The following is a 23,604-nucleotide window of genomic DNA, read 5'->3' as shown; positions in this document are numbered from 1 at the left end:
TTGAATATCGCCTGCCAGAGCCACCTGACAGCCTTTACATAATGTCAGCCAAGGAACTTATGGACAATTCGTCAAGAGCCTTCGGCCACGGATGCCAACGCCGTAATCCTTGCAAGGACCTCATCAATAAGCCAGCGCGGCGTTGAGGCGCCAGCAGTGACTCCCACCCTGTTCACGGAAGCAAAATATTCGGGTTCGATCTCTTCCGCTGTTTCAATATGCCAGGTCCGAGGCTGAATTTCTCGACAGATAGCGGCAAGACGGGAGGTATTGGCGCTGGCATGACCACCGATAACAAACATCAGGTCAACGTCCATGGCAATTTCACGAGCCTCGTTCTGCCGAACCGAAGTCGCATCACAGATGGTATTGTAGATTCTCAGCTCCTGGCTTTTGGCCAGACAAACATCCATAATGTCCTTCAGGTTTTCATACAACTGGGTGGTCTGCGCGACGATCCCGACTTTCTTCATGCGCGGCAGTGCCGATGCCTGATGAGCATCAGCAACGACATGAACCAGGGCTTCGCCTGCGTAGGAGACGATCCCCTGCACTTCCGGATGTTCCATCTCACCGACAATGACAACCGTATAACCTTCATCGCTGAGTCGAGCGGCGTACTCCTGAGCTTTTTTGACAAATGGACAGGTCGCATCAACAATGGTCAGGTTGCTCTCATGGATTTTTTCCATCTCTTCCGAGGTAATCCCGTGAGAGCGGACAATCACCGAACCAGGCGGAATATCCTCTACCTTGGAGACAACCTTCACGCCCTGCTCTGCAAGCCCTTTCACGACCTGCGGCGAATGAATGACCGGCCCGAGAGAACAGATGTTCTCATGCTTGGAGGCCGCCTCAAAAGCCATCTGTGTGGCACGCCTGACGCCGAAACAGAACCCGGCACTTTTTGCGAGAACAATTTCCATGGTTTCAATCCGAAAAGGAGGCTCTCAGCTTTGACGATATTCGGCGATCACTGTGAACATGCGTTCGAGGACCTGAGTGATGTTCAAATCCGTGGTATCTATGACAATGGCATCATCGGCCTGTCTTAGCGGAGAGTTCGTACGGCTGGTGTCGGCAATATCCCGAGCCTGAACCTCGGAGATGGTGCGAGCCAGATCAACGTCAACACCTTTTGTCTGCAATTCGAGGAAACGTCTTTGGCCGCGAACTTCCGACGAAGCCTTGAGGAAGAATTTCACATCGGCATTGGGGAACACAACCGTGCCGATATCCCTGCCCTCGAGGACAACACCGCCATCAGCACCGAGAACTCTTTGGCGCTCAACCATGGCCTGGCGAACTTCAGGACAAGCCGCTACGGAGGCGGTCAGAAGACTGATCTCCGGTGTGCGGATCTGTGCAGAGACATCCTCACCATTCAACAACACACGCTCTTCCTTCTCTCCGCGAACAAACTCTATAACGATTTTTTCACAAAGCTGCTTTAGTGCTGCATGGTCTTTGGCGTCAATCCCCTGCCGTAACGAAGCAAGAGCAACGGCCCTGTACATCGCACCGGTATCGAGGTTGATATAACCGAGGTCAAGAGAGAGCAATTTACTCAAAGTGCTCTTACCCACACCCGAGGGGCCATCTATGGCGACAATCAGTTCTTTCATATCTTAAAGCTGCTTTCTATTCTCAGTTGAATTTGCCGAGAAGATCCCAGAATCCAGGGAAAGATGTTTCCGTACAGGCGGCATCCTCTATCGTCACACTGTCTCTTGCCGAAAGAGCAGCGACAGCCAGACTCATGGCTATCCGATGATCGCCATGCGACGTCACTGTGCCACCGTTAAGTTGTTCAACACCCGTAATCACCATACCATCGGGACGGCCCTCAACCTGACCTCCCAGCTTGCCAAGCTCACTGACCATGGCATCGATGCGATCGGTTTCCTTGACTCGCAACTCTTCCGCATCACGGATTGTTGTGGTCCCTTCGGCCAACGCCGCAGCGACACTGATCACAGGAAATTCGTCAATGGCACGGGGTACCATATCGCCACAGATTTCAATGCCTTTCAGCTGGCTGTGCCGAACCAGGACATCGGCAACCGGCTCGCCGGACTGTTCCCTGATATCGAGCATTTCCATTTGCCCACCCATGGCGACCAGGATATCGATGATTCCACTACGGGTGGGGTTGATACCGACATTGCGGATCAGCAGCTCTGCACCCGGAGTAATCAAACCGGCGACCATAAAAAAGGCCGCGGAAGAGACATCTCCAGGGACAACCACCTCTTGTCCCAAAAGTCGTGGCCGGCCGGTCAGACTTACACCACCCTCAAAGGGCCTCACCTCGGCACCAAAACAGGAGAGCATGCGTTCGCTATGATCCCGCGACAGGTGTGGTTCAGTCACCGTCGTTTCACCATCAACAGAAAGACCGGCCAGAAGAACGGCTGACTTAACCTGGGCGCTCGACACGGGAGAAGCATAAGTGGTTGGAGTAAGAGCACCACCCTGAATCGCCAGAGGAGCTCTTTCACCACCATCCCGGCCCCAGATTTGCGCGCCCATGGCTGCCAGGGGCGTCACGACTCGTTTCATCGGTCTTTTGCGCAGGTACTTGTCGCCGGTCAACACAGAAAAGAAATTCTGCCCGGCCAGCAAACCGGTCATCAAACGCATGGTCGTGCCGGAGTTACCACAATCAAGGACATCGCCCGGTTCTTTCAGGCCATTGAGCCCCACGCCCTTGATCTCAAGCGCATCTATTCCTGTCTGAGAGATGGTAACGCCCATGGACTCAAAGGCCTTCCAGGTGGACAAGTTATCCTCCCCCATCAGGAAACCACTGACACGGGTCGTCCCCTCGGCCAGAGAACCGAACATGATCGAACGGTGCGAGATGGATTTATCGCCAGGGACGGAGACTTCACCGCGGAGGGTCTTAATGGGAGCGACAGTTCTGGTCTGGGATTGATTACTGTTCATTTAAAATACTGTCTTGTCTTTAAGGAGTAAGAGGGACAGTCCAAGTTCAGGGACAGTCCCTAGAGAATTTCGTCACGGCTTTGCTTGGAACGGCGGAAGAATTCGAAAAGCCTCTCGTCTGAGCCAAGAGCAACATCTTCTTTTAGCTCTGCAAAAAAGGTCTCGAATTGTTCCATCATTTCGACCAGTGCGTCACGATTGGTCAGTGCGATATCCCGCCACATGGTCGGATCAGAAGAGGCGATGCGGGTAAAATCGCGAAAGCCGCCGGCCGAGTACTCAAGGATATTCTCGTCGTAACGGTCATAAGCACCAACAGCATTGACCAATGCGTAGGCGACCATATGAGGGAGGTGACTGATCGCGGCAAGGACCCGGTCGTGCTTTTCAACGGGCATAATCACAACCTGGCTACCAACGAGCTGCCACATCTGGCGCATGGCCTCAACGGCAGCATCGGCGGTCCTCTCTGTCGGAGTCAGGATGCAGCGGCGCTCACGATAGAGGGTTGCAAACGCGGCTTCGGCACCACTATTCTCGGTTCCTGCGATCGGATGACCCGGAACAAAATGCACGTCGTCGCGCAGGTGCGGTTCAATCGCATCGATCACCGCCTGTTTAACACTGCCGCCATCAGTAATGATGGCACCAGGTTTGAGATGCGGCATGGCCTCTTTTGCCACCAACCCAAGAGACTGCACCGGCGTCGCCAGAAACACCACATCAGCGGCTGTGACGCCTTCAGCCAAGTCTTGAGTAATGCTGTCGACCACGCCAAGACGCAAAGCCGTTTGCAGGTTCGGCAAACCGCGTCCGACACCGACCACATGGCCGACGACGCCCGCTTCTTTCAAAGCCAGGGCCAGTGACCCTCCGATCAGCCCAACACCCACAACGGCAAGTTTATCTATGTAAAAGGTCTTCATTGTTTTATTCGTCGTTTCCTTAAATTTGCTTCTTCAACGTGCCTTTGGGTAAGAGCCTAGAATCTTCAGAAATTGGCAACAGGTCCGCAGCTCTTCTACCGCATCAGCAATATCTTTATCCTCTACATGACCGACCATATCAAGGAAGAAGATATACTCCCATGCCTTGCCCTTCATCGGACGACTTTCAATCTTGGCCAGGTTGATATCACGTTTACTGAAAGGTTCCAGCATATGATAAAGAATACCCGCCTGGTCCTTGACGCTGAACATGATCGAGGTCTTATCATTGCCGCTAGGGCTCTGCATTTCGTTACCGATCACAAGGAAACGGGTGAAGTTGTTGCGATTATCCTCAATCTTGTGTTCGACCACACGCAAGCCGTAGAGCGAGGCCGCAGTTTCGCTGGCAATTGCTGCGACACTGGCATCTTCAGCAGCCTGCTGAGCGGCAGAAGCGGTACTTGAGGCATCCACCAGAGGGATATCAGGCAGGTTCTCTTCCAGCCAGGTACGGCATTGGCCAATCGCCTGGGGGTGTGAAATCACTTTACGCACATCGGCGGCCTGCCCGGAGAGATTAAGAAGATCGTGAGAAACCGGCAAAAGGATCTCAGCGATAATCTTGAGGTCAGAGGACATGAACATATCGAGCGTGTGAGAAACCACACCCTCGTTAGAGTTTTCTACCGGGACGACACCATAGCTGGCCCTGCCCCTGCTGACCTCTTCGAAGATCGAGGAAATACTTTTTAACGGAACAAGTTGTGCCGAATATCCGAATTGCTGCATGGCAGCGACATGGGTGTAGGTTGCCTGAGGGCCAAGGAAAGCAACCTTGAGAGGTTGTTCCAAAGAGAGAGAGGCCGAGATGATTTCACGAAAGACCCTACGTACGCCTTCATCGGGAAAAGGTCCTTTATTTGCGGAAATCAGGCGTTCAAAGATCGCCTTCTCACGGCTCGGCACATAGTACTCACCGCGCTTCTCATCCTTCGCCTTACCAACCGCAACCACCACTTCAGCTCGTCGATTGAGCAGACCTAGAATCTGGTCGTCAAGAGTGTCAATCTGTTGCCGCAAATTTTTCAGGTTTTTCGGGTCCACAAGGTCTGTCCTTTCCACTGTTCAGGGGATTTGTGAATTTATCCTATGAATCATTAAAAAGCAAGTAACCAAGGCGCTTAACACCGCTTGACCAACGACGTGCAGAAGGCTAAACTCGCATCTCAGTTTTTAGACCTATCATATAATTTGCTTAAGGAGTCTACCTTATGACTGTCGCTATAAAAGTACACAACGCTATTGAACGCTCATCCTGGATCAGGCGTATGTTCGAGGAAGGCGCCGCCCTGATTGCCGAATTCGGAGCCGAGAATGTTTACGATTTCACCCTGGGCAATCCCTCCGTTGAACCACCAGAAGCGTTTCGTCGCGAGCTGCGTCGCATCGTTGACCAACCGGACCTCGGCATGCATCGTTACATGAACAATGCCGGGTATGAAGAGACCCGCGCTGCGGTGGCCAAAAATATCGCAAAATATTCCGGTGTACCGATCAACTCCAGTCACATCATAATGACCTGTGGCGCCGGTGGAGCTCTCAATGTAACCTTAAAAACAATTCTCAACCCTGGCGAAGAAGTTATTATTCTCACACCGTTTTTCGTTGAGTATAAATTCTACGTGGACAACCACGGCGGCACCACAACCGAGGTCTGGACCGATCCGGAAACATTCCAACCGAACATCGAAGCTATTGAGTCGGCCATTACAGATAACACCCGCGCAATCATCATCAACTCGCCCAACAATCCGACCGGCGCCGTCTACAGCGCAGAGACTCTGCAAGCCTTGGGAAAAATGCTCGAACGTAAACAGGCCGAGCTCGATCGCAACATCTATGTCATTTCTGACGAGCCCTATGCACGCCTGGCTTTCGATGGCAACAGCGTGCCTCCAGTCTTCAAATATATCCGCAACTCAATTCTGGTTACGTCACACTCGAAAGACCTGGCTCTGCCTGGAGAACGCATTGGCTACCTGGCTGCAAATCCGGCTATGTCTGAAGTCAAACTCTTCATGGAGGGAGCTGTCTTCTGCAATCGCGTTCTCGGCTTCGTCAACGCTCCGGCGCTGATGCAACGTCTGGTCGCAGTATTGCAAGGGGAAAGCGTCGACGTTGGTGAGTACCAGGAGAAACGTGACCTTATCTACAATCACCTGACCGGACTCGGCTTCAATATGGTCAAACCAGGCGGAGGCTTCTATCTTTTCCCAAAATCGCCGATTGAAGATGACGTTGAGTTTGTCCGCCAGGCACAAAAACACAATATCCTTCTTGTTCCCGGTTCCGGCTTTGGTGCCCCCGGCTATTTCCGCATCGCCTATTGCATAGACATGGCGATTATAGAGCGGAGTCTTCCTGCATGGGAGAAACTGGCTAAGGATGTCGGACTCTCGCCCGAACTTGGCGCGTAGCCCGTAGCGTGTCGCGAGAAGAACCTTTTATTTCATAATGCGCCGCGCTTCCCGCCACGCGCCACTGGACTTTTATGGAAAAACGTTTTCTAACACCGACAGAAACCACCCAGTTGATAGCAACTAATGGCCGCCGGGTCCTGACCCAGCCACTGGCACGCACCTGGGTTCTCAGCCTTCTGGCTGGTTTTTATATTGCCTTCGGGGCTGAGTTGGCGACCCTGATTACATCAGACGCCACCGCACACTTGGGAGAGGGAATTTCACGGCTGCTTGGCGGTAGCGTCTTTTCATTGGGCCTGATGCTGGTCGTCATCTGTGGCGCCGAACTTTTTACCGGCAACAGCCTGTTGACCAAGACCGCGCTTCAAGGGCAGATCTCCTGGAAGAAGATTGCCGAGAACTGGACCATTGTCATCATCGGCAACCTGGTCGGATCACTTTTTCTGGCCTGGCTGATGGTTGAGTCTGAGCTCTGGCAGATCGGTCGTGTTGCAGAACACGCCGTCAACATCGCAGCGGCCAAGTGTGAACTCTCCTTCAGCGTTGCGCTGGTCCGCGGCATTCTGTGCAACTGGCTGGTCTGCCTCGCCGTATTCATGGCCACAGCAGCCCGCGACATCCCCGGCAAAATGCTCGCCTGCTACGTTCCAATCATGGCTTTTGTCGCCAGTGGCTTCGAACATTCGGTTGCCAACATGTATTTCATCCCGACCGGCCTGCTCTTAAAAGCAAAACTTGGGCTGGAGGTTGCAGAGCTGACCTGGTCAAACTTCTTCATCAGCAACCTGATCCCGGTTACTTTGGGCAACATCATCGGTGGTGTTGTTTTCGTCGGATTTGCGTATTGGTTTGCTTATCTGAAGGGGACGAGCGAATAGTAACCTCGGTCAGAGGGACGACTCCCCCTGAATGGCCTTTTGCAAGTTTTCCAGGAATTTTTCTTTCAGATCCTTTGGTTCAAGGACCTGAACGTAAGGCAGGTAGGAATAAAGCCAGGCGAGAATCTCTTTCTCACCGCTGGCCTCAAAGCTCAGAACCAGCGAACCATCTCCCTCCTCAACCATTTGCTGGCTTGAGTGCCAGGTTCTTTCACGGATCAGGTGGCCGATCTCAGGGCCGAACCGGACCTTGACCATGAACTGTTCTTCGTCGATCAGCCCAAAAGCAGAGCCGGTCAGATCGCCTGCCGAAAAGTCTTCAGGAATTTCAAAACGATCATCCAGTACAGTAAGCTGCTCAATACGATCAACCAGGAAAAGCCTCAGGGCCTTGCGATTGTGGGCGTAGCCTCCCAAATAGAGAGCGCCCCCGTAAAAAAGCAAGGTGTAAGGATCAAAGCGATAGGTTTCTGTGTCGCGGCGTGCTGGCGTGTAGGACAAGTCGATCTGATACTGATAAAGAAGCGCCCTGCGCAACTCCTTGAGTAGCTCTTTCTTTACGGCATAATCCCTCTGCCCCTGGAACTTGGGGGCTGCTGTTTCTGCGATCCGTTCCAGATGCGCTACGCTGCGTGGAGGCAAACTGGAATGGATGCGGCCGAAGATGGCGTCAAGATCATCCTGAAAAGGGGTGCCCTGCAAGAAACCCAGCTGCCCACGGCAGAGGTAGAGTGTCATCAATTCTTCAAGGGAGAAAGTGATCGGTGGCAGTCTTCTGAAGCCGGTCATGAAGCTATAAAGAACCCGTCCATCGGCTTCAGGTTCAGAGATTAATGGATACCCGGCATCGCGAATGGCGTCAAGGTCACGATAAATGGTTCTTCGGGTCACACCACACTCTTCAGCGAGCTCGTCGACAGTCGCCCCGTAGCGTGCCTCAAGAATGCGGATTACGTCGTGTAAACGAGCAGCCTGGCTGTATTTCTTGGCTGGCTTGCCTGGTTTTTTCGGAGACATTAGACCTCCAAGCTCAGTGTTTGTTGACAAAAGAAGGTTTTAACAAGAAGCCAGAAAAGACCAAGTTGTTTAACATAAAGACACCATGGGGAAAGAAAGACGCAAAGGTTATCCTTGCAAACGATTGTCTTTGCGTCTTGATTCACTTCTTTGCGCCTGTGCGTTGAGAGAGCTATTTCGCCCCAAGGATACCGCGTAACGCACTTGGCAGATCGGCGGGTAGCAAGACCGTTTTGGCGTTAGGACTGCTTGCCATTTTTTCAATTGAATTGATGTACTTCTCGCCGAGCAGATACATGGCAGGAAGCTCCTTGTCCGTGATCGCCTCGGTCACCTTGGTGATCGCACGCTGCGTTGCCTCGGCCAGCACCACCTGAGCCTGAGCATCACGCTTGGACGCCTCAAGTCGACCCTCGGCTTCAAGGATAGCTGCCTCTTTCTCACCACCGGAGCGAGTGACGGTTGCCCTTCTCTCACGCTCAGCAGCAGCCTGCTCTTCCATCGCCTTCTGCATCGTTTGCGATGGTTTGATATCCTGAATCTCAACCGTCTTCAAAGTGATTCCCCAGTCGCTGATATCGTCTGAGATAGCTTCTTTGAGTTTGGACTTTATTGCATCGCGAGAACTCAGGGCAGAGTCCAGAGCCATCTCACCAATAATCGAACGCAACGAAGTCTGAACCAGGTTTTGTATAGCCAGGTGATAATTCTCGACACCATAGACCGCCTTCTCAGGGCTAACAACGTTGATGAAGGCGACAGCGTTGGCCAGGATCACCGCATTATCCATAGTGATTACTTCCTGGGAGTGAATATCGAGCACCTGATCCTTGGTGGTGACCTTGTAAGCAACATTGTCTACGTAAGGGATCAGAATGTTCAGACCGGGGTTCAGGGTCTTGTGATATTTGCCGAGCCTCTGGACAACCCATTTGCTGCCCTGTGGCACAAGCCGCACCCCCATGCTGATGGTGGTGATAACCAGAATGGCAAAAATAACAACAACGATCAGGCCTCCCATATTCAACCCTCCCCTTTACTTTGAGTGTTACTGACAATTTTAACCAACATGGTGTTGCCGGAAATTTCCCGCACGGCAACCCGGTCACCAACGGCGACCTCGTCGTCGCAGATGAATGGCCAGGTATCGGAACCAAGCATCGGCACAGAGAAACGTATTTCACCACGTCGATCGCCTTCTGGAACACGTGTTACCATGGCCGTTTCACCAAGCACCGCCTCGCGGGAGATGCCGGAGGTCGTTTTATCGGTCATACGTGGCTTGAGGACTTTGAACCAGAAAAGCACAAATGCCGCCGAGGCAATAATCCAGGCCAGAACCTGCAAGGTCAGGCTGAGACCAGGGACCACCAGCAAGAATACGCCGACGGCCAGTGCTCCCAAGCCAAACCAGAAGATCGTGAAGGAAGGAACGGCCAGTTCCAGTAACATCAGTATCATGCCGAAGACCAGCCAGTACCAGTAAAGCATTTGAAAATTTTCCATGAACCTTCCCTTCCGTTTTAACAACACCAAAGAACAAAGAAACTAAGACAATCTTCATCATAGCTTATTCATGCAGAGACATTCAATCGAGAAGCAGAAAAGCAACGATTTCTTTGATAATCAAGAGTTGCTATATTTGGTCATGACGGATTACAGAACAAAACAGCGGAGAAAGGGCAAAAGCCTTTCTCCGCTGATTATTCGATCTTTCCTGCCACGCGCCGCGTATTTATTCCCACTCTATGGTTGCCGGAGGCTTGCTCGAAATATCGTAAGTAACACGATTGATGCCGCGAACCTCATTGATAATCCGATTACTGATCCGCGCCAGGTCTTCGTAAGGCATCGGGTACCAGCCAGCAGTCATAAAGTCTTTCGTCTCGACAGCGCGTAAGGCGACAACATACTCATATGTGCGCCCATCACCCATCACACCGACACTCTTGACAGGCAGAAACACAGCGAAAGCCTGGCTGATCTTGTCGTAATGCCCGGTCTGGTAGAGCTCTTCGATGTAGATGGCATCGGCGTGTCGCAGGATGTCGCAGTATTCTTTTTTAATCTCACCCAATATGCGCACACCGAGGCCGGGGCCCGGGAAGGGGTGGCGCCAGACCATGCGATGCGGCAAGCCAAGCTCTTCACCGACCGTACGAACCTCATCTTTAAAGAGTTCGCGTAAAGGTTCAAGCAGTTTGAGAGTCATGTAATCAGGCAAGCCGCCAACGTTGTGATGACTCTTGATATTATGAGCCTTGCCCGTTTTACCACCGGCCGACTCGATAACATCGGGATAGATTGTCCCTTGAGCCAGCCATTGGGCATTGGCCAGTTTTTTAGACTCTTCTTCGAAAATATCAACAAACAGGTTGCCAATAATTTTGCGCTTCTTTTCAGGGTCAGTTTCACCAGCGAGCTTGCCGAGGAAACGGTCCTCAGCATCAACGCGGAGAACTTTAACACCCAGACTTTCTGCAAAGGTCGACATAACCTGGTCGCCTTCACCGAGACGCAAGAGACCATTGTCGACAAACACACAGGTAAGCTGATCACCAATAGCGCGATGAATCAAAGCAGCGGCCACAGAGGAATCGACTCCACCGGAGAGGCCCAGGATAACCTCTTCATCACCAACCTGTTCCCGGATCCTGCTAACAGCATCCTCGATAATCTGTCCGGGCGTCCATTTGCCGGTGCAGCCACAAATTTTGCGCACGAAGGTATCAATGAGCATCTCGCCACGCGGAGTATGGTTGACTTCGGGATGAAACTGCACACCATAGAGATTACGCTCAAGATTCTGGATACCACAGACCGGCGCATTTTCGGTGACAGCAATTTCTTCAAAGCCCAGGGGCTGAATCTCAACATGATCACCATGGCTCATCCAGACCGGGCTATGACCATCAACGAAGAAGCCGTCAAAAAGAGGGCCGGGAGTGTTCTTGGCGAGCAGGTCGGCGTGGCCGTACTCACGTTTCCCTGCCGGCACGACCCTGCCGCCGAAGTGGTGACACATCAACTGCATACCGTAACAGATGCCCAGGACCGGTATTCCCAACTCGAAAAGTTCTTCTTCAATAGCCGGAGCACCCTCTTCGTAGACTGATTTCGGTCCGCCGGAAAGGATAATGCCCGTAGCATTGAAAGACTTGATCTCGTCGAGAGTCATATCGAAGGGGTGCAACTCACAGTAAACATGAGCTTCACGCACTCTGCGTGCGATCAGTTGAGTATATTGCGATCCGAAGTCTAGTATCAGTATCTTTTCAGAATGAATGTCTTGCATATGACCTCTGGAGGCTAGGGGCTGGAGGCTGGGGTTTGGATTCAAGATTCGAGACTAGAGACAGAAAGTGGTTATTACCAGCCTTCAGTCCCTAGCCCCAAGTCTCAATGTTTATCAGTTCTTTTCAATCCGATAGTTGGGTGCTTCATGAGTAATATTAACGTCATGAACATGTGACTCACGCAGGCCGGCGTTTGTGATACGCATAAACTGGCCGTTCTCCTGCAAATCCTTGATCGTTTTGCAGCCGGTATACCCCATCCCGGAACGCAGACCGCCCATCAGCTGATGGACATTTTCAGAGAGCGGACCACGGAAGGGCACACGGCCTTCGATCCCTTCGGGGACGAGCTTGACATCTTCTGCCCCTGCCTGAAAATAACGATCTTTGCTACCCTGCTTCATTGCACCAATGCTGCCCATGCCGCGGTAGGTTTTGTATGTACGGCCCTGAAAAAGAATTGTCTCACCCGGGGATTCATCGGTCCCGGCAAAGAGAGAGCCGATCATGATTGTATCAGCGCCGGCAGCGATCGCTTTCGGCAACTCTCCCGAATACTTGATGCCACCGTCAGCGATCAAGGGGACGCCAAATTTACGGGTAATGCTCGAGACATCGGAAATGGCTGTAATTTGTGGGACACCAACACCTGCAACGACGCGCGTAGTACAAATTGAACCGGGGCCGATACCGACCTTGACAGCATTGGCACCAGCCTTGATCAAAGCCTCTGCCGCATTAGCCGTCGCAATATTACCAGCGATCAGGGAAAGGTCAGGATAGTTGCGACGAGCTTCAGCAACGGCCTCAATGACCGACTGAGAATGGCCGTGCGCTGTATCAATAATGATTGCATCGACACCCGTATTCACCAACAGGCTCAGACGCTCTTCAAAATCATCGCCAACGCCAACAGCCGCGCCGACCCGCAAACGACCCATATCATCTTTACAGGCATTGGGGTATTTACGGACCTTTTCAATATCCTTGATGGTAATCAAGCCCTGAAGTGCATAGCTATCATCTACAACCAGCAATTTCTCAATGCGATGTTCGTGAAGATGTTTTTTGGCCTCTTCGAGTGTGGTGCCAGGAGGAACGGTGACCAGTTTGTCTTTGGTCATGACATTCGAGATTGGCTGATCGAGCTGTGTTTCAAAACGCAGGTCACGGTTGGTCAAGATACCAACCAGATGACCGTCCTTGGTAATCGGAACACCGGAGATCCGGTACTTTTCCATCAATTCCAGAGCTTCGTAAATCTTCTGGTCAGGATCCATGGTGATCGGGTCAACGATCATGCCGCTTTCAGATTTTTTAACCTGGTCGACCTCGAGGGCCTGTGCGGCAGGCGACATATTCTTATGAACAATACCAATACCGCCCTCACGAGCCATGGTAATTGCCGTACGCGCCTCGGTAACAGTATCCATAGCTGCTGAGAGCAGGGGGATATTCAATTTTATCTGGGGAGTCAGGTAAGTCGTCAAATCAACATCGCGTGGCAGTACTTGGGAATGAGCGGGGAGAAGCAAAACATCATCGAAGGTCAAGCCTTCGCGGATCTCGGGATCGAGCATCGCCGATACCTCCATGGGGGGCTGGGGGGTGAATAATTAACCGCTATATTTAGTTCAGGGGACTTGGCTAGTCAAGAAGAATCGAAGCTATTTTTAACAGGTCTGGGACTATAAGAAAAAACTCACAGAGAAGGATAGAGAACTAAGAGAAGAACGGGTAAAAAGCCGGGGTTAATACCACACCTCCTGAAGACACAGTCCGTGTGCCGGGGCGGTAGCGCCGGAACTTAAATCGGCCTCGCCCTGGAGAAGTTTTTCCAGGTCACTCAGCGGCCGTTTCCCCTGCCCTACCTCAGCCAAGGTGCCAACTAATATCCGAACCATATTCCGTAAAAAACCGGAACCTTTAAAGTCGAGGTAAATAAATTCCTGATTCGTATTCACCTCAATCTGAAAAATTTCCCGGACAGTTGTTTTGGCGATGCAACCAGTTGTTCGAAAAGCCTGGAAATCATGTTCACCGACGAGAAGACGAGCAGCCTCTCGCATCAGTTCCAGATCCAGGGTGCCGCGTAGATGCCAGGCGGTTCGACAAGCAAGGGGCGAGCGCACATCGGCGTTGTAAATCGTATAGCGATACCATTTACCCTTGGATGAAAAGCGGGCGTGAAAGTCCTCCGGCATTTCTCTTGCTTGCCGGATAACAACATCATCAGGCAGGAAAGCATTCGCTCCTGCACAGAAAGCTGTGAGAGGGATAGTGCTTTCCGTCCGAAAATGTACAGCCATGTTGCGGGCATGGACACCTGCATCAGTCCGGCTGGAAGAATGGATCCGGACGGCGTAACCAAGAATTTGTGTCAGGGCGGATTCAACGACTTCCTGTACAGTGAGGATGTTGGATTGCAATTGCCAACCAGCATAGGCAGTGCCGTCATACTCTACATTCAAAAGGATTGTGCGCATCTTAACCCACCAACCAGTAAGAGAGAATCATCAGGCAGACAAACAGGGAAAAAAGTTGATCCAAAAGGGCCATAGGCAAAAATGCCGGCAAAACCATTGGCCGTATAGTTGCGGCGTCATCCAGAGCCAGACGATGCGCAATCTCGTCGCCTCGATCTACCAGGCGAAAAATCAAGACATGCAGCCTCTTTCCCCAAGCAGCGAAACGCCCCTGACTGGCAGCAAAGGGAACCGCGTCGGCAGTTCGTATCTCTTCTTGACCTGATGCACGGATTTCCTCGTGTACAACCGGGACAAAATCCATGGCCAGCAACAGGATTTTCTGCCACTCATCGGTTCGGCACCCCAACCAGTGTAACGGCTTAACAAACCAGACAAAAGCAAGAGATAAGCTTTGTGTCGTCGTGGTGATGGCGAGGAGAGCAGAGGCGGCAACGGCCAGAAGCATTTGCAGGCAAACAAAAGTCCCTGAAAGCAAGCCATCAAAAGAAAGCCAGCTTAAGCCCCACAGCGTTCGCCCAGGAGATAGAAAAAGATGCAGCAGAAAGGTAAAAAGCAAGAACCAACGTAACAGCCAGAAGAGGCTGAAAATCCGCTGAGAAAAGGGGTGAATAGACCATGCCGCGAGAGCAACAATTATAATCATCGAGAGTAGCTGCATCCAGCCGGCAGCGCCAAACGAGAGCATAACCAGAACCAGGCAGGAGAGAACCTTCACCCGGGGGTCAAGTCTGTGCAGAATTGTCTCTGCTTGCTGGTATAGGCCTGTTTCTGCGGATGCAATCAAAGTGTGAGTCCAGAAGAAAAGACGAAAACTTTCGGGGGGCTGAAACAGCCCCCCGAGATTGTATTATGTCTATCGTTTAAGGGTTGCAGAAAAAAAACAACCCTTCAGGCCTTAACAATTCACACCTGTTCTTTAAGAATTCGCAACATGCGCCGCAAAGGTTCTGCCGCCCCCCAAAGAAGCTGATCTCCGCAGGTGAACGCCGATATGTATTGCGGGCCCATCTTCATCTTGCGCACCCGGCCAACCGGAATAGCAAGGGTGCCGGACACGGCAGTAGGCGTCAGTTCACCCAGGGAGTCGGCCTTGGTATTAGGAACTAATTTGACCCAGTCGTTATCCTTGTCGATCAAGGCCTCAATCTCGGCGATAGGCAAATCCTTATTAAGACGGATCGTCAGAGCCTGACTGTGGCAGCGCATGGAACCAACCCGGACACAGATACCATCGATCGGAACCGGTTCGGCATAAGCGAGGATCTTGTTGGTTTCGGCATAACCCTTCCACTCTTCCCGACTCTGACCATCTTCAACTTCGCGATCAATCCATGGCAGCAAGCTTCCGGCCAGGGGATAGCCAAATTCTTTGGTCGGCAGGACATCCCCGCGCAATGAATCCGTGACTTTTCGATCGATTTCAAGAATGGCTGATGACGGGTCGTTCAAAAGGTCCGACACCGAGTCTTCCAGAGCTCCCATCTGGCTCAACAGTTCACGCATGTTCGGAGCTCCCGCGCCTGATGCCGCCTGGTAAGTCATTGAGGAGACCCACTCCACCAGACCTGCTCGGAACAGACCGCCGATCGCCATCAGCATCAGGCTGACGGTACAGTTGCCACCGATAAAATCTTTGACGCCATTGGCCAGGGCTTCATCGATCACGTTGCGGTTAACCGGATCGAGAATAATGACCGCATCGGTCTCCATGCGCAAAGAGCTTGCGGCATCAATCCAATAACCGTCCCAACCTGCTTTACGCAGCTGGGGATGAATGGCTTTGGTATAATCACCACCCTGACAGGTGATCACAACATCAAGCTTGCTGAGTTCTTCGATGTCATCAGCATTCTTGAGGGTACCAGCACCCAGGGGCGCGTCCTGTCCCGCCTGCGAAGTGGAGAAAAATACCGGCTCAATACCGGCCAGATCGTTCTCTTCCTGCATGCGCTGCATAAGGACAGAACCAACCATTCCACGCCAACCAACGATACCGACTTTCATCTTCTTGTTTCCTTGTATATGGATTTGGCTTTAGCCTTTGAATTTACGCTACGCACCACGCGCCACGCGGTTCATCTACAGATTGGCGATAATGGCATCGCCCATTTCCTTAGTATTGACCTTTTTCTCACCCTCGAGGTCCTGAAAAATATCACCCGTACGGCAGCCTTGATTAAGAGTCTTCTCAACGGCTGCATCGACAGCATCTGCAGCGTCGATCATGCCGAAAGAGTAGCGTAGCATCATCGAGGCAGAGAGGATCTGGGCAATCGGATTAGCAATGCCCTGACCTGCGATATCCGGAGCGCTGCCACCGGAAGGCTCATACATACCGAAAGTCCCCTCAGCCAGTGATGCAGAAGGTAGCATACCAAGAGAGCCAGTCAACATGGCGGCTTCATCAGAGATGATATCACCGAACATGTTGCCACAGAGCATAACATCGAACTGCTTCGGCCAACGCACCAGCTGCATGGCCGCATTATCAACATACATATGAGAGAGCTCTACATCAGGATATTCCTTGGCAACCCTCTCAACAACTTCGCGCCAGAGAACAGAAGTTGAAAGGACATTGGCTTTATCGATGGAGCACACTTTGCTGCCGCGCTTACGGGCCGCCTGGAAGGCAACATGACTGATGCGTTCAACCTCTGCGTCAGAATATTTCATAGTGTCAAAGCCGGTACGCGCACCGCCCTCGCCTTCAATCCCCTTCGGCTCAGCAAAATAGATCCCACCGGTCAGCTCGCGGACAACCAGGATGTTGAAGCCCCCGGCGATAACCTCTTCTTTCAGGCTGGAAGCACCGGTTAGCGCCGGGAAAATGATCGCCGGACGCAGGTTACAGAAAAGACCAAAGATTTTACGCAGTGGCAGTAGCGCACCACGTTCCGGTTGCTCATCGGGGGGCAGGGTTTCCCATTTGGGACCGCCGACCGAACCGAAGAGAATAGCATCTGAAGCCTTGCAGACATCAACGGTCTTTTCAGGCAATGCTTGACCATCCTCATCGATAGCAATACCGCCGACGTTGGCGAAGGTGCGTTCGAAAGACACATCGAACTTTGCCTGAACAGCATCCAGAACTTTTAACGCTTCTGCCATGACTTCCGGACCAATACCGTCACCAGACAGCACCGCAACCTTGAATGATTTGCTCATTATGTTTCTCTCCTTAAAGTATGAATATATTTATGGTCAGTCTGTAATCTGTTAAAATTTAAGGATGTCACTATAAGAAGGGAAACCTTCTTTGTCAAACTCTTTCAAATACGCACAACACATCACTTTTACGGCGATTCGAAACCTTCTTCGAACCATTTTTTTGTGCAAGTCATGCAACCGAATCGACGCCCTAGAAAAGGGCTTAATTATGCATTGTTATACATAATTAAATAAATTTTTATATAAAAAATATCCACTATACTTACTTATATTTTTTTATATTTATTTTAAAAGTTATTAGCTTATAAAAATTCAATTATACAATCTTTAATCTATTTATTTATTTACATGTGACTGGAAAAGTAGAAACTTGCCGTTATAATCTAGTCCAAGGAGAACTTCATGAAAAAGATCATCGTGCCAATTATTGTCTGTGCCTTTGCCCTGTTCATAGCCTACTACTTCTTTGGCGTCGATATAGAGGGGCTGACGGAAGGCTTTATTGATTTTTTGGCTGACATCCTCGACGGCCCTGGTTAATGCTGTTCGACGGCCCTTACCATCAACTCCCCCTACATACTCCAGCACCTCTAAAACGAAAGCGGGAGTGGTTGATTATCAACCACTCCCGCGACCTTAATAGCTAACAATCAATGCCTTGAAGCTATAGTCCCAGATAAGCCGATTTAACCTGTTCGTTATCCAACAGGTTGGCAGCAGTATCAGTCAGGGTAATATGACCATTTTCCATAACGTAACCTCGATCCGCTAACTTCAATGCCTGGTTGGCATTCTGCTCGACCAGAAAGATCGTGGTCTTCTGCTCCTGATTGATTTTTTTTATAATTTCAAAGATCTGTTTAATTATCAAAGGCGCCAACCCCAGAGACGGTTCATCGAGTAAAAGCACACGGGGACGTGCCATCAAGGCTCTGGATATCGCCAGCATCTGCTGCTCGCCGCCGCTTAGGGTACCACCCATCTGGGAACGGCGTTGGGCCAGGATCGGGAAGAGATCAAAAACATAATCAATATCTTTCTGGATATCACTTTTATCTCGACGCAGAAACGTTCCCATCTCCAGATTCTCCAGAACTGACATGGTCGGAAAAATACGCCGACCCTCAGGAACCTGAACGAGGCCCATGGCAACGATCTTTTCTGTCGACATCTTATGGATCGGCGTATCCTTGAAGTAAATTTCTCCACTTCGCGGCGGCGTCACACCACAGATCGTCATCAAGGTAGTGCTCTTGCCGGCACCGTTGGCGCCGATCAAAGTAACAATCTCACCCTCGTTTACATCAATGGAAATACCTTTAAGTGCCTGGATGTTTCCGTAATAGGTGTCGACATTACGTAGCTCAAGCATCGGTTTCCTCCCCGAGATAAGCTTCGATGACTTTCGGGTTGTTGCGTATATCCATTGGCGCCCCTTGCGCAATTTCCTTGCCGTATTCCATAACGTAAATTCGATCAGAAATATTCATAACCAGTTTCATATCGTGCTCAATGAGCAGGATTGCAATTTTCTCCATATCGCGGATGCGAACAATCAGCTCGTCGAGGTCCTTGGTCTCCTGTGGGTTCATGCCTGCAGCAGGCTCATCAAGCAACAGAAGGAAAGGATCCGTCGCCATGGCACGGGCTATCTCGAGTCGACGCTGGGCACCGTAAGGCAGGTTCTTGGCAAACTCATCGGCATCATCAAGCAGACCAACCTTTTCGAGAAGGTCATAACTTCGTTCGACCGTTTCCCGTTCCTGACGCTTGGTCTTCTTGCCGCGTAAAATAGCACCAATAATATTCGTTGTGGTCCTACAGTGACGACCAATCATAACGTTTTCGAGAACCGTCATATTCTGAAACAGGCGAATATTTTGAAACGTTCTTGCCATACCGATTGTCGTAACCCGGTTAGACTTGAAACCGTTGATTTTCTGCGATTTCTTTTCGGGTGGATGAACCAGAACATCACCGTTGGTCGGCTTATAAATCCCGGTTACGCAATTGAAGAAGGTTGTCTTTCCTGCACCGTTGGGGCCGATCAGGGCGACAATCTCACCTGCACAGACGTTCAGCGAAACAGAATCGACAGCACGCAAGCCGCCAAAGTCCATGGTCAGGTCATTGACCTCAAGCAATGTGTTATTCATTTCAGACATTGGCACCCTCCGTCGTCACCTTGCGACCAGTGTATTTCCGGCGCACGTTGGCAATCAACCCTTCGGGACGGAAGATCATCATCAGCACCATCACCGCACCAAACATCAGCATTCGGTATTCAGCGAAGGCTCTTAAATATTCAGGCATAAGGATCAGCACCAAGGCCGCGATAATAACACCGACGATCGACCCCATACCGCCCATGACAACAATGGAAAGAACCAGAGCTGACTCCATAAAGGTGAAACTATTGGGGTTGATGTAAGTATTTCGCGAAGCAAAGATAACGCCAGCGAGGCCAGCCCAAAAAGCTCCGAAAGCATAGGCACCCAACTTGGTTTTTGCCATATCAACGCCCATTGCCACGCAGGCAATTTCATCCTCACGCAAGGCCATCCAGGCACGCCCGATACGCGAGTCTTTGAGTCGATTGGTAATAAAGATGGCGAAGACAACCATCAGAATCATCAAATAATAGGTATAGGTCGTTGCGGCGGTGATAGTCATTTCCGCACCGAAGAACCCTGGACGAGGAATACCGGCGATGCCCTTGGCGCCGTTGAAGACCTCTTCCCAGTTTTCAATGACAATTTTGGCGATGGAGCCGAAGCCAAGAGTTACGATTGCCAGGTAATCACCACGCAAGCGCAATATCGGGAAACCCAGAGCGATCCCGAACAAGGCACCCATCAAGCCACCGATCGGCAGGCTTATCCAGAAGCCAAAGCCAAAGAAGCTGTTTAAGACGCCATAGGTGTAAGCACCAACAGCAAAGAAAGCGACATAACCGAGGTCCAGCAAACCAGCGAGGCCAACCGTGACGTTGAGGCCAAGGCCGAGGACCACGAAAATCAGGGCCAGAACCATGATATTGGTTTGGTAGATGTCGACAACCAGGGGGAAGACAAGGGTCACCAGGGCAAGCACCGCCAGAAACGGCTTGAAGATTTTCGGATCTTCCAGCAATCTCAGTCCAAAACCGGGCTTGGCCAACTCTTCTTCGCCCAGTTCAGCCTTCTTGCTTTTGAGTTGTCGCTGAGCCATTGCCCAGCGCCATACGATGGACAGCGCAAAAGCGCCAATAGCAACCCACAGCATATTTATCCAGCGCCACTCAACGATATTTTTGAGTGTATTAACCTTAACCACCAGCAATGGGAAGGTCAAGAACACAAACCAGAGTGCAATCAGGACAGATTGTTTAACATTATTCGCCATTGTATTCACACCATCTTTTTAGGATCAGACCTTCAATTTAACGGCTTTCCCAAGCAGCCCGGAAGGACGCAATATCAGGATAAGTACCAGGACGCCAAAGGCAAAAACATCTTCGTAGGCGCTCGAGATATAGCCAGCGGCATACGCCTCGGTAAGGCCCAGAACGAGGGCACCAAGAACGGCCCCGGGAATGTTGCCAATACCGCCAAGAACCGCGGCTGTAAAAGCTTTCACGCCTGCCATAAAACCGATATAGAAGTTGATCTGGCCGATGTAGGAACCAACCAGGACACCACCGATTGCCGCCAGGACAGAGCCGATAATAAAGGTCATTGAGATGACATTGTCGACATTGACACCAACCAGGCGAGCCATGGTCATATCCTGCTGTGTCGCCCGCATTGCTTTACCGATTCGGGTATATTTGATGAGCACAGTCAAAGCAACCATGCTGACAGCACTTGTCACCAGAATCACCAACTCAGGCGAACCCATGATATGCGCAATCGGTTCCATAAAATCGAAATCCGGGATAAGCGCAGGAAACGGCAGGAAATCAGGGGTTTGTGCGAGAAGAACATAATTCTGCAGAAACAGCGACATACCGATAGCACTGATCAATGGCGAGAGTCGTGGAGCATTCCGCAGAGGCCGATATGCGATCTTTTCCAGGGTATAGCCATAAGCCGCCGCATAAATCGCAGCGATCAGGGCAGCCAGGATAAGAATAGAGACCCCGGAAAAGCCATAGATCGTCAGCACCCCGGAGACGATCAGGGCAACGAAAGCACCAATCATATAAATTTCACCATGGGCGAAATTTATCAGCTGAATGATGCCGTATACCATCGTGTAACCCAGCGCGATCAGGGCGTAAATACTGCCTCGGACCAAACCGCTACTTGAGAGTTCAAGAAAATATTCCATCGATGTTTTCCACTGTCCTTAAAAGTGAGATTACAACCGACGACCCGGTTGCTTTTACTTAGTTACTTCTTGTTGCTTAGTTATAACACAAAAAACTGGGGGATAGGCTAAGCCTATCCCCCGCTTTAAACAATTCACATCCAGCCGACTACTTCAGCTCAACGAACTGACCACCTTGTACCTGGAAGACAGAGAAGCCAACACCTTCGGCATCACCTTTAGCATCAAACTTAATCTTACCAACGGCAGTTTCAACATAAGAACTTCTGAGAGCTTTTTCCAGACCGGCATAGTCGGTGCCACCGGAGACTTCAATTGCATTCAGAATCGCCTGCATAGCAGCATAACCCTGATCGAAGAAGGTCCCAGCCTCTTTGCCATATTTGCTGGTGTAATCAGCTTTTGCCTGCTGGTTTTCAGCATAGGCAGAAACGTCCATCGGACCCGTCGCGTAAACGCCTTCAGCGTCTTTGCCAGCGATTTCGAGGAAACCGTTGCCCTTAACACCGTCGGGACCAATGAAGGGAATTTTCATGCGCTTCTTGTTCATCTGAGAAACCAGCTTGGAGGCCTCAGGATGGTAGCCGCCGAAAATAACCGCATCAGCACCCTCACGACGAACTTTTTGTACGACAGCTGAGTAATCCATGGCACCGGGAGTAACACCTTCAAACAGGACAACCTCAGCTTTGCCACCGGCTTCTACAAACTGCTTGGAGAAATCGGCAAAACCTTTGCCGTAGTCACCTTTGTCGTGAAGGATAGCAATCTTCTTGGCACCAAGCTTGTCGGTCGCAAATTCAGCAGCAAGCTTTCCCTGATCATCATCAGGAGCAATTGTGCGGTAGAAGTTTGGATAGTCACCGCTCTGAGTCAGAGGTGGGTTGGTTGCCGAAGGGGAAACGGCAATGATGTTAGCTTCTTTGTAGATACCGAGAGCAGCCTTGGTCGCGCCGGAACAAACGTGACCGATAACCACGTCAACACCCTGGGAAACCAATTTGGTCGCAGCATTGGTCGCAATCTCAGGCTTGCATTGATCGTCCATCGGCATAACTTCTACTTGCATACCAAGAACGCCGCCAGCGGCGTTGACCTGGTCAGCAACCATCTCGGCAGCTTCCTTGGTCGGGATACCGTAAGGGGCGAGATCGCCCGTATGAGGACCAGCTACACCAATCTTGATTGTATCCGCAGCAAAAGCTGTTGCGGGAACAACCATGCTCAACAGAGCAACCAGGATAAGCTTTTTTAGTACTGTCTTACGCATACTGCCTCCTTTAGAAAATCAACATGTTGTTTAACCTGAAAACGTCAGACGTTCAACGAACCCAGATTCCAGACCAATTCAATAGTATTTTGTTATAAGGGATAGCCCTTCACGCGTCAAGATTTAATCGAAAGACGAAAGGCCAAAGATTGCAGGAGGAAACGATCCTGTCACTGGATTATATGACAAAAAAATTGAGGACTAAGGGAAAGCGAGTTCAAGAAGAGATAACAACACGCTAAGCAAGACTTACATGGGGGCCGACAGCTCAGAGATAATCCTGCCGGCTGTAAAGACGAAGATCACGCTCGCTGAGCAGCTCCGAGTGCAGACAACCAAGGCGCTGGCAAATACCGATGCACTGAGCAAAATGAGCCTTGGGTGACGTAAAGAGAGCGACAAGGTGGGCACCGCAGGGACACTGGTTGTAGATTGGAAAAGCTTCCGAACAAGTCGGGCAACAGATATCGACAACCTCGCCGGCCTTTCTTTCAAAGCCTACAAAGTTTCTATCCCGGTCACCAAGGACCGGACTGATGATGAGCAAACCTTCACTCGTTTTGCTCTTAAGCATGAGTGAGAGTCCCGGATGGCCCTGGAACTTGTGCCCATCGGAAAGGACCGAATGCCCATTGGGACAATAGCACTCGGTGACCACTTCAGTTTTCTGCACATCCTGGTCAGGAATCACCTCGCGTTTTTGTAATTGGTGTCCACCCAGAAGCAGCCAGTTTATTGACATAAGATCCATCCCCGCATCATGATAATTTCAAGTTAGTAAAAATTTATCAGTCACAAGAAATATCATTTTTTC

23 protein-coding genes are annotated in these 23,604 nt (G+C 50.9%); 3 read left to right on the top strand and 20 right to left on the bottom strand.

Annotated features, from left to right (window positions below; genetic code table 11):
* Positions 1-71: 71 nt before the first annotated feature.
* From ispH to pheA, 5 genes are read right to left on the bottom strand one after another with little or no spacing between them, the layout of a single operon-like run.
* Entirely contained in the window at positions 72-926 is an 855-nt protein-coding gene (gene ispH, locus P9J64_00280) for a 4-hydroxy-3-methylbut-2-enyl diphosphate reductase (GenBank protein ID MDG5466751.1), read from the bottom strand.
* A gap of 24 nt (positions 927-950) precedes the next feature.
* Entirely contained in the window at positions 951-1,625 is a 675-nt protein-coding gene (gene cmk / locus P9J64_00275; protein MDG5466750.1) for a (d)CMP kinase, read from the bottom strand.
* A gap of 22 nt (positions 1,626-1,647) precedes the next feature.
* Positions 1,648-2,949: a 3-phosphoshikimate 1-carboxyvinyltransferase gene (gene aroA / locus P9J64_00270; protein ID MDG5466749.1), complete on the bottom strand. Its 1,302-nt coding sequence runs from the start codon at positions 2,947-2,949 to the stop codon at positions 1,648-1,650.
* Positions 2,950-3,008: 59 nt separating this feature from the next.
* The gene (locus P9J64_00265; protein MDG5466748.1) at positions 3,009-3,875 is read right to left on the bottom strand and encodes a prephenate dehydrogenase/arogenate dehydrogenase family protein; all 867 of its coding nucleotides are present in this window, start codon (positions 3,873-3,875) and stop codon (positions 3,009-3,011) included.
* A gap of 33 nt (positions 3,876-3,908) precedes the next feature.
* A complete protein-coding gene (pheA, locus tag P9J64_00260; protein ID MDG5466747.1) occupies positions 3,909-4,982 on the bottom strand; it encodes a prephenate dehydratase in 1,074 nt (357 codons plus the stop codon).
* Positions 4,983-5,149: 167 nt separating this feature from the next.
* Between pheA and P9J64_00255 the strand changes: the two genes are divergently transcribed.
* Positions 5,150-6,355, top strand: coding sequence for a pyridoxal phosphate-dependent aminotransferase (locus P9J64_00255; GenBank protein MDG5466746.1), 1,206 nt, complete (start codon positions 5,150-5,152; stop codon positions 6,353-6,355).
* 74 nt (positions 6,356-6,429) lie between these two features.
* Entirely contained in the window at positions 6,430-7,236 is an 807-nt protein-coding gene (locus P9J64_00250) for a formate/nitrite transporter family protein (GenBank protein ID MDG5466745.1), read from the top strand.
* A 9-nt stretch (positions 7,237-7,245) separates the two neighbouring features.
* Here P9J64_00250 and P9J64_00245 read toward each other — a convergent pair whose 3' ends face one another.
* The 9 genes from P9J64_00245 to leuB all read right to left on the bottom strand — a co-directional run bounded on the left by P9J64_00245 (position 7,246) and on the right by leuB (position 17,206).
* Positions 7,246-8,253, bottom strand: a complete 1,008-nt coding sequence (locus P9J64_00245) for a WYL domain-containing protein (GenBank protein ID MDG5466744.1) — start codon at positions 8,251-8,253, stop codon at positions 7,246-7,248.
* Between the two features lie 172 nt (positions 8,254-8,425).
* The gene (locus P9J64_00240) at positions 8,426-9,274 is read right to left on the bottom strand and encodes an SPFH/Band 7/PHB domain protein (GenBank protein ID MDG5466743.1); all 849 of its coding nucleotides are present in this window, start codon (positions 9,272-9,274) and stop codon (positions 8,426-8,428) included.
* 2 nt (positions 9,275-9,276) lie between these two features.
* Positions 9,277-9,759 (bottom strand): NfeD family protein, encoded by a 483-nt coding sequence (locus P9J64_00235; GenBank protein MDG5466742.1) that lies wholly within the window; start codon positions 9,757-9,759, stop codon positions 9,277-9,279.
* A 229-nt stretch (positions 9,760-9,988) separates the two neighbouring features.
* Positions 9,989-11,548, bottom strand: coding sequence for a glutamine-hydrolyzing GMP synthase (gene guaA / locus P9J64_00230; protein MDG5466741.1), 1,560 nt, complete (start codon positions 11,546-11,548; stop codon positions 9,989-9,991).
* Positions 11,549-11,662: 114 nt separating this feature from the next.
* Entirely contained in the window at positions 11,663-13,129 is a 1,467-nt protein-coding gene (guaB, locus tag P9J64_00225; protein ID MDG5466740.1) for an IMP dehydrogenase, read from the bottom strand.
* Between the two features lie 171 nt (positions 13,130-13,300).
* A complete protein-coding gene (gene truA, locus P9J64_00220) occupies positions 13,301-14,035 on the bottom strand; it encodes a tRNA pseudouridine(38-40) synthase TruA (protein MDG5466739.1) in 735 nt (244 codons plus the stop codon).
* Position 14,036: 1 nt separating this feature from the next.
* Positions 14,037-14,822, bottom strand: coding sequence for a CbiQ family ECF transporter T component (locus tag P9J64_00215; protein ID MDG5466738.1), 786 nt, complete (start codon positions 14,820-14,822; stop codon positions 14,037-14,039).
* 119 nt (positions 14,823-14,941) lie between these two features.
* On the bottom strand, positions 14,942-16,042 hold the full coding sequence (gene asd, locus P9J64_00210; protein MDG5466737.1) for an aspartate-semialdehyde dehydrogenase: 1,101 nt from the start codon (positions 16,040-16,042) through the stop codon (positions 14,942-14,944).
* Positions 16,043-16,117: 75 nt separating this feature from the next.
* The gene (gene leuB, locus P9J64_00205) at positions 16,118-17,206 is read right to left on the bottom strand and encodes a 3-isopropylmalate dehydrogenase (protein MDG5466736.1); all 1,089 of its coding nucleotides are present in this window, start codon (positions 17,204-17,206) and stop codon (positions 16,118-16,120) included.
* A gap of 405 nt (positions 17,207-17,611) precedes the next feature.
* Here leuB and P9J64_00200 point away from each other — a divergent pair, with 405 nt between their 5' ends.
* Complete coding sequence (locus tag P9J64_00200) at positions 17,612-17,749, top strand: hypothetical protein (protein MDG5466735.1); 138 nt, start codon at positions 17,612-17,614, stop codon at positions 17,747-17,749.
* Positions 17,750-17,873: 124 nt separating this feature from the next.
* On the opposite strand, the gene P9J64_00195 is transcribed toward P9J64_00200, so the two are convergent.
* The 6 genes from P9J64_00195 to P9J64_00170 all read right to left on the bottom strand — a co-directional run bounded on the left by P9J64_00195 (position 17,874) and on the right by P9J64_00170 (position 23,532).
* Positions 17,874-18,581 (bottom strand): ABC transporter ATP-binding protein, encoded by a 708-nt coding sequence (locus tag P9J64_00195; GenBank protein MDG5466734.1) that lies wholly within the window; start codon positions 18,579-18,581, stop codon positions 17,874-17,876.
* Positions 18,574-19,365, bottom strand: coding sequence for an ABC transporter ATP-binding protein (locus P9J64_00190; protein MDG5466733.1), 792 nt, complete (start codon positions 19,363-19,365; stop codon positions 18,574-18,576). The genes P9J64_00195 and P9J64_00190 overlap by 8 nt, the downstream gene beginning before the upstream one ends.
* Position 19,366: 1 nt before the next feature.
* Positions 19,367-20,593 carry a high-affinity branched-chain amino acid ABC transporter permease LivM gene (gene livM / locus P9J64_00185; GenBank protein MDG5466732.1) on the bottom strand — a complete coding sequence of 409 codons (1,227 nt, stop codon included), beginning with the start codon at positions 20,591-20,593 and terminating at the stop codon, positions 19,367-19,369.
* 24 nt (positions 20,594-20,617) lie between these two features.
* Entirely contained in the window at positions 20,618-21,520 is a 903-nt protein-coding gene (locus P9J64_00180) for a branched-chain amino acid ABC transporter permease LivH (GenBank protein MDG5466731.1), read from the bottom strand.
* Between the two features lie 148 nt (positions 21,521-21,668).
* Positions 21,669-22,790, bottom strand: coding sequence for a branched-chain amino acid ABC transporter substrate-binding protein (locus tag P9J64_00175; protein ID MDG5466730.1), 1,122 nt, complete (start codon positions 22,788-22,790; stop codon positions 21,669-21,671).
* A gap of 268 nt (positions 22,791-23,058) precedes the next feature.
* Complete coding sequence (locus P9J64_00170) at positions 23,059-23,532, bottom strand: hypothetical protein (protein ID MDG5466729.1); 474 nt, start codon at positions 23,530-23,532, stop codon at positions 23,059-23,061.
* Positions 23,533-23,604: the final 72 nt, after the last annotated feature.

Source organism: Deltaproteobacteria bacterium IMCC39524 (assembly GCA_029667085.1).
GTDB lineage: Bacteria > Desulfobacterota > Desulfuromonadia > Desulfuromonadales > BM103 > M0040.
This window is presented reverse-complemented; position numbering and strand designations above follow the sequence as displayed.

Coding starts and splice junctions, on each gene's coding strand:
- guaA (MDG5466741.1), bottom strand. CDS start 11,548: ATGCAAGACATTCATTCTGAAAAGATACTGATACTAGACTTCGGATCG.
- guaB (MDG5466740.1), bottom strand. CDS start 13,129: ATGCTCGATCCCGAGATCCGCGAAGGCTTGACCTTCGATGATGTTTTG.
- P9J64_00245 (MDG5466744.1), bottom strand. CDS start 8,253: ATGTCTCCGAAAAAACCAGGCAAGCCAGCCAAGAAATACAGCCAGGCT.
- truA (MDG5466739.1), bottom strand. CDS start 14,035: ATGCGCACAATCCTTTTGAATGTAGAGTATGACGGCACTGCCTATGCT.
- P9J64_00265 (MDG5466748.1), bottom strand. CDS start 3,875: ATGAAGACCTTTTACATAGATAAACTTGCCGTTGTGGGTGTTGGGCTG.
- ispH (MDG5466751.1), bottom strand. CDS start 926: ATGGAAATTGTTCTCGCAAAAAGTGCCGGGTTCTGTTTCGGCGTCAGG.
- livM (MDG5466732.1), bottom strand. CDS start 20,593: ATGGCGAATAATGTTAAACAATCTGTCCTGATTGCACTCTGGTTTGTG.
- leuB (MDG5466736.1), bottom strand. CDS start 17,206: ATGAGCAAATCATTCAAGGTTGCGGTGCTGTCTGGTGACGGTATTGGT.
- asd (MDG5466737.1), bottom strand. CDS start 16,042: ATGAAAGTCGGTATCGTTGGTTGGCGTGGAATGGTTGGTTCTGTCCTT.
- P9J64_00240 (MDG5466743.1), bottom strand. CDS start 9,274: ATGGGAGGCCTGATCGTTGTTGTTATTTTTGCCATTCTGGTTATCACC.
- P9J64_00175 (MDG5466730.1), bottom strand. CDS start 22,790: ATGCGTAAGACAGTACTAAAAAAGCTTATCCTGGTTGCTCTGTTGAGC.
- P9J64_00235 (MDG5466742.1), bottom strand. CDS start 9,759: ATGGAAAATTTTCAAATGCTTTACTGGTACTGGCTGGTCTTCGGCATG.
- P9J64_00190 (MDG5466733.1), bottom strand. CDS start 19,365: ATGAATAACACATTGCTTGAGGTCAATGACCTGACCATGGACTTTGGC.
- cmk (MDG5466750.1), bottom strand. CDS start 1,625: ATGAAAGAACTGATTGTCGCCATAGATGGCCCCTCGGGTGTGGGTAAG.
- P9J64_00250 (MDG5466745.1), top strand. CDS start 6,430: ATGGAAAAACGTTTTCTAACACCGACAGAAACCACCCAGTTGATAGCA.
- P9J64_00200 (MDG5466735.1), top strand. CDS start 17,612: ATGAAAAAGATCATCGTGCCAATTATTGTCTGTGCCTTTGCCCTGTTC.
- P9J64_00180 (MDG5466731.1), bottom strand. CDS start 21,520: ATGGAATATTTTCTTGAACTCTCAAGTAGCGGTTTGGTCCGAGGCAGT.
- P9J64_00255 (MDG5466746.1), top strand. CDS start 5,150: ATGACTGTCGCTATAAAAGTACACAACGCTATTGAACGCTCATCCTGG.
- P9J64_00195 (MDG5466734.1), bottom strand. CDS start 18,581: ATGCTTGAGCTACGTAATGTCGACACCTATTACGGAAACATCCAGGCA.
- P9J64_00170 (MDG5466729.1), bottom strand. CDS start 23,532: ATGTCAATAAACTGGCTGCTTCTGGGTGGACACCAATTACAAAAACGC.
- aroA (MDG5466749.1), bottom strand. CDS start 2,949: ATGAACAGTAATCAATCCCAGACCAGAACTGTCGCTCCCATTAAGACC.